Below are 12,139 nucleotides of genomic sequence, written 5' to 3'. Positions count from 1 at the left end.
GCCCCGCCGGCTCTTCTTAGCCTGTGCTCTACCGGTGAAGAAATCGAATGAAAAGAGTGCTTTTCGGTACATGGTTGAAATGAATACCGGTCGGGCGCTCCTGGCTGCAGGAATTGCAGTGTGCGAAATGCGACTGGACCAGGCAAATTCTTGCCTTGAAACCGAAGCTTCGGGTTTCTAGGGTTTCGCCGCACCCACAAAGGAATCTCCATGCCCCGTTCTGTGATCGACGTGATCGGCAACACGCCCCTGATCCGCCTCAACAAGGCCTCGGAAGCAACCGGCTGCGAGATCCTGGGCAAGGCCGAATTCATGAATCCCGGGCAGTCGGTAAAGGACCGCGCCGGCCTGTTCATCATCCGCGATGCGGAGCAGCGTGGGCTGCTGCGGCCCGGCGGCGTCATCGTCGAGGGGACGGCCGGAAATACCGGCATCGGATTGACACTGGTTGCCAAGGCGCTCGGCTACCGCACGGTGATCGTCATTCCCGACACCCAGAGCCAGGAGAAGAAGGATACAATCAAACTGCTCGGCGCCGAGCTGATCGAAGTGCCCGCCGTGCCTTACAAGAACCCGAACAACTACGTGAAGCTGTCGGGCCGGCTGGCCGAGCAGATGGCGAAGAGCGAGCCGAACGGCGCGATCTGGGCCAACCAGTTCGATAATGTCGCCAACCGTGACGGCCATATCCGCACCACGGCCGAAGAAATCTGGAACCAGACCGACGGCAAGGTGGATGGTTTCGTGTCGGCGGTCGGTTCCGGCGGCACTCTGGCAGGCGTCGGTTTCGGGCTGAAGGCCAAAAACAACCAGGTCAAGATCGCGCTGGCCGATCCGCTGGGGGCAGCGCTCTATTCCTTCTACACCAGCGGCGAGCTGAGATCCGAGGGCAGTTCGATCACCGAAGGCATCGGGCAGGGGCGGATCACCGCCAACCTCCAAGGCTTTACACCCGATTTTGCCTTCCAGATCCCCGACGAGGACGCGCTGCCGATCGTATTCGACCTGATCCAGGAGGAGGGGCTTTGCGTTGGCGGTTCGACGGGCATCAACATTGCCGGCGCCATTCGCCTGGCGCGCGAGCTAGGCCCCGGCCACACCATCGTGACCATGCTTTGCGACTACGGCACGCGCTACCAGTCGAAGCTGTTCAATCCTGAATTCCTGCGCGAAAAGAAGCTGCCGGTGCCGGGGTGGATGGAGCAACAGAGCACGATTTCGGTACCGTTCGAAAGGATTGCGTGATGGCGCACAAGACCGAAGCGCTGTTTCGTGACGACGCCTATCTGGGGACGGCCGACGCCACCGTTGTCGCAGTCAATGATCGCGGCGGCATCATTCTGGACCGGACGGTGTTTTACGCCACATCGGGCGGGCAGCCGGGCGACACCGGCAGCCTCGAACGCGCCGACGGCACCGGCATAGCGATTGCCGCTACGATCACCGGCGAAACCAAGGACGAGATCATCCATGTGCCGGCGCCGGAGCAGGCAGTTCCAAAGGTGGGCGAGCGCATGAGGCTCGCCATCGACTGGCCGCGGCGGCAGTTGTTGATGCGCATGCATTCTGCCTGCCACCTGCTTACCGTCGTCTGTCCGTTCCCGATCACCGGCGCCGCGGTTTCCGAGGACGACAGCCGTATCGATTTCGACATCCCGGACGCCGGCTTTACCAAGGAAGATGTGACGGCCAGACTGATGGAGCTGGTGCGAGCCGACCACCCGATCTTCACCCGGCTCATATCCGACGAGGAACTGGCATCCAATCCGGGCCTGGTGAAATCCAAGAATGTGCGGCCCCCGGCCGGCACGGGAAGGATCCGATTGGTCTGCATCGGCGAGAACGCTTCGATCGACAGCCAGCCTTGCGGCGGCACCCATGTAAAGAGCACCAGCGAAATCGGCGAGATCCATATCGGCAAGATCGAGAAGAAGGGCCGCGAGAACCGGCGCTTCCGCATTCGCTTTGGTCCTATGCCGCCAGCCTGATATAGGGATGCGACGGACGGGACAGGAGAGAAAAGATGGCCGACGACAGTCCTTTCACCATCGATGCCGATTGGTTACAGAAGCGGCTCGGCGAACCCGGCCTGACGATTGTCGACGCGTCCTGGTATCTGCCGGCGCAAAAGCGTGACGCGCGCGCCGAGTACGACGTAGCGCATATTCCAGGTGCCCGCTTCCTCGACCAGGATGCGGTTTCGGACCCCGACGCGGCTCTGCCGCACACGCTGCCGTCGCCGCAGCATTTCGCGCAATATGTCGGCGCGATGGGTATTTCGGCCGATGACACGATTGTTGTCTATGACGGGCCAGGGTTCTTTTCTGCACCGCGCGCCTGGTGGTTGTTTCGCGTCATGGGCGTGTTCCAGGTCTATATACTCGACGGCGGCTTCGATCGTTGGAAAGCCGCCGGACGGCCGGTGACGGCGGAGCCGACGAAGATCGCGCCTTGCGTGTTTTATGCCAACTTCGATGCCGCCCGCGTCGCCAGCCTTGCCGACATGCGCCGGATCGTCGAGACGGGGGAGAGCCAGATCGCCGACGCGCGCTCGCCTGCCCGTTTTGCCGGCACCGAGCCGGAGCCGCGCCCCGGCATCCGCTCCGGCCATATGCCGGGCGCGCACAACGTGCCGTTTTCGGCGCTTTCGGAAAACGGCGAATTGTTGCCGAAGGACAGGCTGCGCAAAGTGATCGAAGGAGCCGGCATCGACCTGTCGAAGCCGGTCGTCACCTCCTGCGGGTCGGGCGTCACCGCGGCAGCCGTCACGCTAGCTTTGGAGACGCTTGGCCATGCCGACAACAGGCTTTATGACGGTTCATGGACCGAATGGGGCGGGCTTTCCGACACGCCTGTCGTGACGGGCAAGGACTGACGGTGATGGAAGACGGATCGCTGGAAGACATCGATGTCACCGTGACGTTTCTCGAAATGCATGTGCCGCCTGCCTATTCGCCGCCGCTGCCGTACAACCGCCAGATCGCGCTGCTCAAGACCAAAGACATTCCCCTGCATTTCTACCGCTATTTGATGGATCGGGTCGGCCGCAAATGGCACTGGGTCAATGTTTTGAGGCTGAGCGACGAGGAGCTTGCGGCGGGCATCCACCGCGAGGACCGCGACATCAGGGTGCTTTATCTGGATGGTGCGCCGGCCGGCTTCTTCGACCTCAAGCCGCATTTGCCGGAGGAAGTGGAACTCGCTTATTTCGGAATGATGGAGCACGCGACCGGGCAAGGCATCGGCCGCTGGTTCCTCGGTGCGGCAATCGCCGCAGCCTGGTCGCACGGGCCAAAGCGGGTGACGGTGCAGACCTGCACCCTCGATCACCCAGCAGCACTGCCGCTGTATCAAAAACTCGGCTTTACGCCAGTGGCGCAAAAAAAGGAGGTCGTACATCCGATGTCTTTTGCCGAGCGCGCGGCCAGCGTCATGCGGCCCTGATTTTCAGGCCCGTTCATCCGAGCTTCAGCTTGTCTTTGCAATGTCCCAGAGTCTCTGGATCAACACTCAAAGGCGAGCCCGACTTGAATGAGCTTGGCTCTTTCCATATCGCTATCGTCTAAAAATCGATGGGTGATGGAGGATCGCACGATGGCAATACGCGTGGTAATGGCCGGCGCGACCGGCTGGGTCGGCAAAGCGCTGGTTCCGGCGATCGGGGCGCAAGGCGACATGGCGCTGGCCGGGGCTGTATCACGCAGCGGCGCGGGGCAGGATTCCGGTCTGCTGGTTGGTATGCCGGCTAATGGTATTGCCGTTTCGGCCTCGCTGGCCGAGGCGCTGGAGGCGCCGTCGGACGTGCTGGTCGACTTCACCAAGCCGCATGTCGTGAAAGACCATGTGCTGCTCGCCATCGACAACGGACGGCACACGGTGATCGGCACGTCGGGACTGGGAGCTGCCGACTATGCCGAGATCGACGCCGCGGCGCGGGCCAATGGCGTCGGCGTTGTTGCCGCTGGCAACTTTTCCATCACCGCCACGCTGATGAAGCGGTTTGCACTTATGGCGGCAAAATACGTGCCGGATGTCGAGGTCATCGATTATGCTAGTGCAAAGAAGCCCGACGCGCCCTCCGGAACCGCACGAGAGCTTGCTGAAGCGCTGGCCGACATCCGCAAGGCCTCAACGGCAAAGCCGGTCTCCGAGGTCTCCGGCGTGCCGGCCACACGCGGTGGTGCGGTCGGCGCAGGCGAGGGGGTGCAAGTGCACGCGCTTCGCCTGCCGTCCTACATCCTGTCCTGCGAGGCGCTGTTCGGTCTGCCAGACGAGCGGCTGACCATACGCCACGACGCCGGCTCGTCCGCGGCGCCTTACGTGGCGGGCACGCTGCTCGCCATCAGACGGGTACAGCAGATCAAAGGTCTGGTTCGTGGTCTCGACGCGCTGATGGATTGATCCATTTCGGCAGGAATCGGGTGGGAAGCTCTGTCTTGCGAGCATAATTTCCGGTCGACGACACCGGAGATTTTGCCATGACGCTAAAATTCAAAGCCTTGCCAACCAATGCTGTCCGGGCACTTCAGCGCGGCGGGCCGGATGCTTATGGCTTGAAGCCAGAGCGGCAAATTTCGGATGGCGACGGCGTGCCTTGCCGTCATTGCTTGAAAAATATTGCTGTGGGAGAAGCCTATCTTGTTTTGGCCTATCGGCCTTTTCCGGAGCTGCAGCCTTATGCCGAAACGGGGCCGATCTTTCTGCATGCGAAAGAATGCGAACGCGCCGCCGAGGGGAAAATGCTTCCCGAAATGCTCGAAAGCAGCGATTACATTGTGCGTGGTTATGGCAAGGACGACCGCATCGTTTACGGCAGCGGCGGCGTCATTCCGACCGACGCAATTGCCGCACGGGCAGAGACGTTGTTCGAACGCGACGACATCGCTTACGTCCACATCCGCTCGGCGCGCAACAATTGCTATCAGTGCCGGATCGACCGCGCGTAACCGGACAGGCTGCACCGGCTTGGGGCTGTCGTACTCCCGTCGCATACAAGCGGTAGAAACACACTGTCGATCGATTTGCCGACCGCGGATGAACCGGCGGGAATTTTCGACAACCGAGGAAGCGGGGCTTTGGCTCCGCTTTTTTGTTGTCCGGTTATTCCGCGCGCCCGACACTTTTCAGTTTTTCGACATAAGAAAAAACCCGTCGGACGAATCCGACGGGCACTGGAGAGGCAGATTCGGACAGCTCAGGCGGCGAGAACGGCCTTCGGCTCGACCAGGTCGTAACCGAGCGCTTCGGCCACTGCGCGATTCGTGATCTTGCCCTTGTGGACGTTCAGCCCGTTGCGCAGATGGTGGTCGTCTACCAGCGCCTTGAGGCCCTTGTCGGCGAGCTGCAGGCCATAATGCAGCGTCGCATTATTGAGCGCGTGGGCCGAGGTGACCGGCACCGCACCCGGCATGTTGGCGACGCAATAGTGGATGACGCCATCGACCTCATAGGTCGGCTCGGCATGGGTGGTGGCGTGCGAGGTCTCGAAGCAGCCGCCCTGGTCGATGGCGACGTCGACCAGCACGGCGCCTTTCTTCATGCCCGACAGCATTTCGCGCGTCACCAGCTTTGGCGCTGCTGCCCCCGGGATCAGCACGGCGCCGACGACGATGTCAGCCGAAAAACATTCTTCCTCCAGCGCCTCGACGGTCGAGTAGCGGGTGTGGACGCGGCCGCCAAAGATGTCGTCGAGCTGACGCAGGCGCGGGATCGAGCGGTCAATGATGGTGACGTCGGCGCCAAGGCCGGCGGCCATCCGTGCAGCATGCAGGCCGACGACGCCGCCGCCGAGCACAGTGACCTTGCCGGGGAGCACGCCGGGCACGCCGCCAAGTAGCACGCCGCGGCCACCATTGGCCTTTTGCAGCGCCATTGCCCCCGCCTGGATCGACAGGCGGCCGGCGACTTCCGACATCGGTGCTAGCAGCGGCAGGCCGCCGCGCTCGTCGGTGACGGTCTCGTAAGCTATTGCGGTCACGCCGGAGGCCAGCAGACCCTTGGTCTGCTCCGGATCCGGAGCAAGATGCAGATAGGTATAGAGGATCTGGCCGTCGCGGAGCTGAACCCATTCGTTGGGCTGCGGCTCCTTGACCTTCACGATCATGTCAGACTTGGCAAAAACGTCGGCGGCCGTTTTGGCAATCGTGGCGCCGGCGGCGCGATACGCGTTGTCATCGGCGCCGATGCCGGCGCCGGCGCCGGTCTCGATCAGCACTTCATGGCCATGCGCGACATATTCACGGACCGAACCCGGTGTCAGGCCGACGCGGTATTCATGGTTCTTGATTTCCCGGGGGCAACCGACGCGCATCTTTTTCTCCTGATCCGGCCCTTTTAGGACCTGTTCCCTGTCTAGAGATAGTGAACCACGAATCGTTCGGTAAGTGTTTGCGAATGCGCTTGCCAGAGAGGCCACTGTTCGATAATCGTTGCGCAAAACATTAGAATTCTCGCAGGAACCCGCAAAAATGCCGCTCGACAGGATTGATATCGCCATTCTCGAGACGTTGCAGAAAGACGGGCGGATACCCAACGCAGCGCTCGCCGAGAAGGTTGGCCTGTCGCAGTCGGCCTGTTCGCGGCGGCTGGACAATCTGGAGAAGTCCGGAACCATCCGCGGCTATCACGCACGGCTGTCCAACGCTGCACTTGGGCACCAGATGACGGCGATCGTGCATATATCGCTGTCCGGGCAATTCGAGAAGACGTTGTCGGATTTCGAGGCAGCGATAAAGCGCTGCCCGAACGTCCTGTCCTGCCATTTGATGTCGGGCGAATATGACTACATCCTGCGCATCGCAGCAAAGGATCTCGTCGACTACGAACGCATCCACAAGGAGTGGCTGTCGGCAATGCCGCATGTGACGAAGATCAATTCGTCTTTTGCCTTGCGCGAAATCGTCGATCGCACGGCCGTGGGAATGAAACCTGAACTCGCCTAGGCCCCGAACTCGCCTAGGTGTTGACTGCCTCGGTCACCACACGGTCCATCGGAATGTCGTGCGGCTGCGGGTAGATGGTGACGATGCGCTGCAGTTCGTAGCCGACGCCGATGACCAGCGGTTTGAAGGGCATCGCGGCAAGCGTGCGATCGAAGAAGCCGCCGCCATAACCCAGGCGAAACTGCCCGGGATCGATGCCGACGATCGGCGAAATGACGATGTCGGGCAACACCGGATCACCCTCGGCCGGTATCGGGATATTCCAGACGCCCTTCTCCAGCCGGTCTCCGTGGGCATAGGCGCGAAAGACAAGCGGCCGGTCTTTCTCGACGACGACGGGCATCGCCGTGCGCCCGCCCCGCGCGTTAACGGTTTCCATCCACGGGCGCAGGTCCGGCTCGCCGCGAAACGGCCAATAGAGGCTGACCATGCGGCCGGCGATGTCGCCGATCACCGCGTCGAGCCCTTCGGCAATGCGCTGCGACATGGCTGTGCGCGTGTCGGCCGAAACGGCAAGGCGGGATACGATCAACCGCTCGCGCTCGGCCTTGCGCCAGCGCCTTACGTCGGTCCAGTCGGATAGCGGCGCTTGGAACTCCGGATCGAGCTCGTGCATAAAACAAGGCGGCGAGGCGTACTGCGCTGGGTCTTCATCTTCATTCCTAGCCATGCTTCACCTGCAATGTACTATTCCAACCAAGTCGTATCTGGGACGTAAGCTATATCCGGGAATGAGTCTGCAGCATGCGTATTCACGACATCAAGAGACGAGTCCCAGGCAGTTGCAGCGCAGGCATTGCTGCACTGCACAACGATACTTACATCAGCCTTGGCGAGAGGGATGAGTGAGATGAACATAGCCAACCATCACGTCGTCGTCGTAGGCGCCGGTTTCGGCGGCCTCGAATTCACCCGCGCACTTGCCGGCGCGCCGGTGCGCATCACCATGATCGACAGGCGCAATCATCACCTTTTTCAGCCGCTGCTCTACCAGGTGGCGACGACGGCCCTGGCCACCTCCGAAGTGGCTTGGCCGATCCGCCATCTCCTGCGCAGGCGCAAGGACGTGACGACGCTGCTTGCCACCGTGACTGGCATCGACCGCACCGGCAAGCGGGTGCTGCTGCAGGACGGCGGCACGGTCGCCTACGACACGCTGGTGCTGGCCACCGGTGCGCGGCACGCCTATTTCGGCCATGACGAATGGGAGCCGTTCGCGCCGGGCCTGAAGACACTGGAGGACGCCACCACCATTCGACGGCGTATTCTTTTGGCTTTCGAGCAGGCCGAGCGGGAAACCGATCCCGCCAAGCGCCAGGCACTGCTGACGCTGGCGATCGTCGGCGGCGGGCCGACCGGCGTGGAATTGGCCGGCACCATTGCCGAACTGGCGCATGACACGCTGCGCGGCGAGTTCCGCAACATCGACACGCGGCAGACGCGTGTGGCGCTGATTGAGGCCGGCGACCGCGTTCTTGCCAATTTCGCGCCGGAACTCTCCGATTATGCAATGAAGGCGCTCGAACGGCTCGGCGTGACCGTCGAACTCGGCCGGGCGGTTACGCGCTGCGATGCCGAGGGTGTCGTCTTCGGCGACAGGCATTTGCCGGCTAGGACAATCCTGTGGGCGGCGGGCGTCGCCGCTTCGCCGGCCGCCGAATGGCTCGGCGCGGCAGCGGACCGCGCGGGCAGGGTGCTTGTCGAGCCCGACCTCACTGTACCGGGAAACCCGGAGATTTTCGTCATCGGTGACGTAGCGCACGTCCTGCGACCGGATGGCCGGCTGGTGCCGGGCGTCGCGCCCGCCGCCAAGCAGCAGGGACGGCACGTCGCCACGGCGATCAAGGCAAGGCTTGCCGGTGACGCGACACCGCGTCCTTTCAGCTACAGGCATGACGGCGATTTGGCGACGATCGGCAAGCGCGCGGCGGCCATCGATTTCGGCTGGATCAAGCTTACCGGCCGGCTTGCCTGGTGGCTATGGGGCTTGGCGCATATTTACTTCCTGATCGGCTTTCGTAACCGGCTTGCGGTTTCCCTGAGTTGGCTATGGATCTACTTCACCGGTCAGCGCAGCGCGCGGCTGATCACCCAGGGCGACGACGATAAGGGCTGATTGTTCGCTGCCGGACATTCATCGGCGCGTCACCTCCTCTTGATGGAATCGGCTTCTGGACTCGGCTGGATTTCGGCGCGAAGCTTTGCTTCGGGCAGGACTTGTCACGTCGTGGAAGGAAGAGAGAACGAATGTCCCAATTGCGCCACCTCGTCTCACGCCGCGATTTCCTCGCCGGCGTTGCCGCCAGCGGAGCGCTGATCATGCTGCACCCGTTCTCCGCCCGGGCTCAAGCCAATCAGGCGCATCTGAGGATTATGGAGACGACCGACATCCACGTGAATGTGCTGCCTTACGACTACTACGCCGACAAAGCTAACGACACGATGGGGCTGTCGCGAACGGCATCGTTGATTGAAGCCGTGCGCAAGGAAGCAACCAACGCGATGCTGATCGATAATGGCGACCTTCTGCAAGGCAACCCGATGGGCGACTACATCGCCTACGAGAGGGGGATGAAGGATGGCGATCTGCATCCGGTCATGAAGGGCATGAACCTGCTCGGCTACGAATGCTCGACGCTCGGCAACCACGAGTTCAACTATGGCCTGTCGTTCATGGACAAGGTGCTGGCCGGTGCCAATTTCCCGTTTGTCTGCGCGAACCTGATCCGCGGCACGGAGCTCGCCGCGAACCCGCGCGACGACAAGCTTTATCTCAAGCCTTACGTCATCCTCGACAGGAACATCAAAGACGGGTCGGGCGCCGAGCAACCGATCAGGATCGGCATCATCGGCTTCGTGCCGCCGCAGATCATGGTCTGGGACCTGAAAAATCTCGAGGGCAGCGTCAAGACGCGCGACATCGTCGAGGCGGCCAAGGCGTGGGTGCCGCAAATGAAGGAAGAAGGCGCCGACATCGTCATTGCGCTCTCCCATTCCGGCATCGATGTGAAGCAAAGCGACATGATGGAGAATGCCTCCTTCTTCGTTGCCGGTGTCGAAGGTATCGATGCGGTGTTCACCGGCCACCAGCATCTGGTCTTCCCCGGCAAGAAGGACTTTCAGTCGCTGGACGCCGTCGATACGGCGAAAGGCACGTTGCAAGGCAAGCCCGCCGTCATGGCCGGCTTCTGGGGCTCGCACATGGGGCTGATCGATCTGTTGCTGGAGCGCGACGGATCGACGTGGAAAATCGTTTCGACGACCTCTGAGGCCAGGCCGATCTTTGAGCGGGTCGACAAGACGAACAAGCCGACCGTCGCGGACGACCAGCGCATCGTCGACGCGCTCAAACAGGACCACGAGGCGACGCTTGCCTATGTGCGCCGGCCGGTCGGCAAAACCTCGGCGCCGCTCTATTCCTATTTTGCGCTGGTCGCCGACGATCCATCGGTGCAGATCGTCAGCCAGGCGCAGACCTGGTACTTGAAGGACATCCTGAAGAACACAGAGTGGAAGGATATGCCGCTGTTGTCGGCGGCGGCACCGTTCAAGGCGGGCGGGCGCAACGGCGCCGACTATTACACCGACGTACCGGTGGGCGATATCGCCATCAAGAACGTCGCCGACCTCTACCTCTATCCAAACACGGTGCGCGCCGTCGAAATCACCGGGGCAGAGGTGAAGGAATGGCTGGAAATGTCGGCCGGCATCTTCAACCGGATCGAACCGGGCAAAGCCGACCAGGCGCTCATCAACACCGACTTCCCGTCTTATAATTTCGACGTGATCGACGGCGTCACCTACCGGATCGACCTGTCGCAGCCACCGAAATATGATTCGAAGGGCGGGCTGGTGAATGCTGGCTCGACCCGCATCATTGACTTGATGTTCGACGCCAAACCAATTGGTCCCAAGCGGAAATTCGTCGTCGCCACCAACAACTACCGAGCCGGCGGCGGCGGCAATTTCCCGGAGATCAATGCCTCGAAGATCATCTACGAAGCGCCCGACACCAACCGCGACGTGATCGTGCGCTATATCGTCAGCGAAGGCACCATCAACCTGTCGGCGGATGCCAACTGGTCGTTTGCGCCACTACCGGGAACCAGCGTCGTGTTCGAGACCGGCGCCAAGGCGAGAGAGTTTATTGCGCAAGTGAAGTCGCTGACGATCGAGCCGGCGGGCGAGGGCGAAGCGGGGTTTTCCAAGTACCGCATCACGCTTTGAGGCAAGGATTTGAGCGTCGGCTCGAAACTGTCTCAGCGTTAAGATACTGTCCCGATACGGCCAATCCGTTTGAGACAGGGGGCCTCTTCAAGCAAGTGGTGCGAAACGCCGCTTGACGGCGGCATGACCAGATCCAGCGTGTCCGTCGAAATCCCACCGGAATAATCGTGTGGCAGTTGGTCGATCGAGGCGGGAAGCGGTCGTCGAAGCCGAGCGGGGTTATCTTTCCAAGGCGCCCTGCAGCGGTAGCGCCATTCTGGCCAGCAAGCATCGCAGCGGACAGACCAAAGGCCGTTAAAATTCGGGGAGGGTCCCAGCAGGGCCGGAATCACTATGGTTGCAAGCATCCATATGCGCTAGTTTTAGCCATGCGTTATGTCATCATCATCACGACCGTCACCTTTTTCCTGATCTGGGACGGCATTTACAACCAAGGCCGCTACCTCGACAGGATCATCAGGGAGGTGACCCGCGTCGTGCACTATGTAACCAGCATGGTGTAGTTTCTCTTTTTCGCCACGGTTCGCCGACGCGACATCCTGCCGATTGACGGCACGCTCCCGCTGACACAAAAGAACGCCGGTCCAACGGTCCAGGAGGCTGGGTTGATCCGGCATATCGTTTTCTTCAGCGCACGGCGTAAAGTGGACGTCGAGGCAGTGCGTACGGGTCTGCTGGCGCTCGGCAAGATACCCCACTCGCGCCATTTCGAGGTGATGCTCAACACCAAGGTCGACCCGCTCTCGGATGAAATCGATGTGGTCGTCTATGCCGAGTTCGAGGGCGAGGCAGCGCTCGCCGCCTACAAGGCGCATCCGCTCTATGCAGAGACCACCAGCCGGGTCAAACCTCTGCGCGAATTGCGTTATTCGGCCGACATCGTTGCAAGTTGACGAGCCGCCGTCCCCTACGCGCTGATGTGGTCTTTCCGCTGAGGCGTCGGCCAAGCCCTTGAACCATTTTCAGGAATG

Annotated in this window: 13 protein-coding genes; 11 read left to right on the top strand and 2 right to left on the bottom strand. The window is 61.6% G+C overall.

The window, feature by feature from the left end; translation table 11 throughout:
• Positions 1–210: 210 nt before the first annotated feature.
• From NKI70_RS18740 to NKI70_RS18715, 6 genes are all read left to right on the top strand, one after another.
• A complete protein-coding gene (locus NKI70_RS18740; RefSeq protein WP_352698820.1) occupies positions 211–1,245 on the top strand; it encodes a cysteine synthase A in 1,035 nt (344 codons plus the stop codon).
• Positions 1,245–1,988, top strand: coding sequence for an alanyl-tRNA editing protein (locus tag NKI70_RS18735; protein ID WP_023675105.1), 744 nt, complete (start codon positions 1,245–1,247; stop codon positions 1,986–1,988). Before NKI70_RS18740 ends, NKI70_RS18735 begins: the two co-directional genes overlap by 1 nt.
• Before the next feature lie 35 nt (positions 1,989–2,023).
• Positions 2,024–2,875: a 3-mercaptopyruvate sulfurtransferase gene (sseA, locus tag NKI70_RS18730; protein ID WP_352698822.1), complete on the top strand. Its 852-nt coding sequence runs from the start codon at positions 2,024–2,026 to the stop codon at positions 2,873–2,875.
• Positions 2,876–2,880: 5 nt separating this feature from the next.
• Entirely contained in the window at positions 2,881–3,444 is a 564-nt protein-coding gene (locus tag NKI70_RS18725) for a GNAT family N-acetyltransferase (protein ID WP_352448953.1), read from the top strand.
• Between the two features lie 150 nt (positions 3,445–3,594).
• Positions 3,595–4,401 (top strand): 4-hydroxy-tetrahydrodipicolinate reductase, encoded by an 807-nt coding sequence (gene dapB / locus NKI70_RS18720; protein ID WP_352448952.1) that lies wholly within the window; start codon positions 3,595–3,597, stop codon positions 4,399–4,401.
• Positions 4,402–4,478: 77 nt separating this feature from the next.
• The gene (locus NKI70_RS18715) at positions 4,479–4,946 is read left to right on the top strand and encodes a DUF1203 domain-containing protein (RefSeq protein ID WP_352457506.1); all 468 of its coding nucleotides are present in this window, start codon (positions 4,479–4,481) and stop codon (positions 4,944–4,946) included.
• 248 nt (positions 4,947–5,194) lie between these two features.
• On the opposite strand, the gene ald is transcribed toward NKI70_RS18715, so the two are convergent.
• Positions 5,195–6,310: an alanine dehydrogenase gene (gene ald / locus NKI70_RS18710; protein WP_352698825.1), complete on the bottom strand. Its 1,116-nt coding sequence runs from the start codon at positions 6,308–6,310 to the stop codon at positions 5,195–5,197.
• Positions 6,311–6,467: 157 nt separating this feature from the next.
• On the opposite strand from ald, the gene NKI70_RS18705 reads away from it, so the two are divergent.
• On the top strand, positions 6,468–6,941 hold the full coding sequence (locus NKI70_RS18705; RefSeq protein WP_023675099.1) for an Lrp/AsnC family transcriptional regulator: 474 nt from the start codon (positions 6,468–6,470) through the stop codon (positions 6,939–6,941).
• A gap of 13 nt (positions 6,942–6,954) precedes the next feature.
• Here NKI70_RS18705 and NKI70_RS18700 read toward each other — a convergent pair whose 3' ends face one another.
• A complete protein-coding gene (locus NKI70_RS18700; protein ID WP_352457505.1) occupies positions 6,955–7,611 on the bottom strand; it encodes a 5-formyltetrahydrofolate cyclo-ligase in 657 nt (218 codons plus the stop codon).
• Between the two features lie 180 nt (positions 7,612–7,791).
• Between NKI70_RS18700 and NKI70_RS18695 the strand changes: the two genes are divergently transcribed.
• From NKI70_RS18695 to NKI70_RS18680, 4 genes are all read left to right on the top strand, one after another.
• Positions 7,792–9,057, top strand: a complete 1,266-nt coding sequence (locus NKI70_RS18695; RefSeq protein ID WP_352698827.1) for an NAD(P)/FAD-dependent oxidoreductase — start codon at positions 7,792–7,794, stop codon at positions 9,055–9,057.
• A gap of 131 nt (positions 9,058–9,188) precedes the next feature.
• Entirely contained in the window at positions 9,189–11,168 is a 1,980-nt protein-coding gene (locus tag NKI70_RS18690; protein WP_352636696.1) for a bifunctional 2',3'-cyclic-nucleotide 2'-phosphodiesterase/3'-nucleotidase, read from the top strand.
• Positions 11,169–11,536: 368 nt separating this feature from the next.
• Positions 11,537–11,671 (top strand): hypothetical protein, encoded by a 135-nt coding sequence (locus NKI70_RS18685; RefSeq protein WP_352577845.1) that lies wholly within the window; start codon positions 11,537–11,539, stop codon positions 11,669–11,671.
• A gap of 102 nt (positions 11,672–11,773) precedes the next feature.
• Positions 11,774–12,061, top strand: coding sequence for a Dabb family protein (locus NKI70_RS18680; protein ID WP_352698829.1), 288 nt, complete (start codon positions 11,774–11,776; stop codon positions 12,059–12,061).
• The last annotated feature ends 78 nt before the right edge of the window (positions 12,062–12,139 follow it).

This window comes from Mesorhizobium sp. M0500 (assembly GCF_040321165.1).
Lineage (GTDB): Bacteria > Pseudomonadota > Alphaproteobacteria > Rhizobiales > Rhizobiaceae > Mesorhizobium.
Note: the sequence above shows the minus strand (reverse complement) of the source record. Positions and strands in the feature narration are given on the sequence as shown.

Excerpts from the sequence above, each read along its gene's own strand:
- NKI70_RS18740 (WP_352698820.1), top strand. The coding sequence starts at position 211 with ATGCCCCGTTCTGTGATCGACGTGATCGGCAACACGCCCCTGATCCGC.
- NKI70_RS18735 (WP_023675105.1), top strand. The coding sequence starts at position 1,245 with ATGGCGCACAAGACCGAAGCGCTGTTTCGTGACGACGCCTATCTGGGG.
- sseA (WP_352698822.1), top strand. The coding sequence starts at position 2,024 with ATGGCCGACGACAGTCCTTTCACCATCGATGCCGATTGGTTACAGAAG.
- NKI70_RS18725 (WP_352448953.1), top strand. The coding sequence starts at position 2,881 with ATGGAAGACGGATCGCTGGAAGACATCGATGTCACCGTGACGTTTCTC.
- dapB (WP_352448952.1), top strand. The coding sequence starts at position 3,595 with ATGGCAATACGCGTGGTAATGGCCGGCGCGACCGGCTGGGTCGGCAAA.
- NKI70_RS18715 (WP_352457506.1), top strand. The coding sequence starts at position 4,479 with ATGACGCTAAAATTCAAAGCCTTGCCAACCAATGCTGTCCGGGCACTT.
- ald (WP_352698825.1), bottom strand. The coding sequence starts at position 6,310 with ATGCGCGTCGGTTGCCCCCGGGAAATCAAGAACCATGAATACCGCGTC.
- NKI70_RS18705 (WP_023675099.1), top strand. The coding sequence starts at position 6,468 with ATGCCGCTCGACAGGATTGATATCGCCATTCTCGAGACGTTGCAGAAA.
- NKI70_RS18700 (WP_352457505.1), bottom strand. The coding sequence starts at position 7,611 with ATGGCTAGGAATGAAGATGAAGACCCAGCGCAGTACGCCTCGCCGCCT.
- NKI70_RS18695 (WP_352698827.1), top strand. The coding sequence starts at position 7,792 with ATGAACATAGCCAACCATCACGTCGTCGTCGTAGGCGCCGGTTTCGGC.
- NKI70_RS18690 (WP_352636696.1), top strand. The coding sequence starts at position 9,189 with ATGTCCCAATTGCGCCACCTCGTCTCACGCCGCGATTTCCTCGCCGGC.
- NKI70_RS18685 (WP_352577845.1), top strand. The coding sequence starts at position 11,537 with ATGCGTTATGTCATCATCATCACGACCGTCACCTTTTTCCTGATCTGG.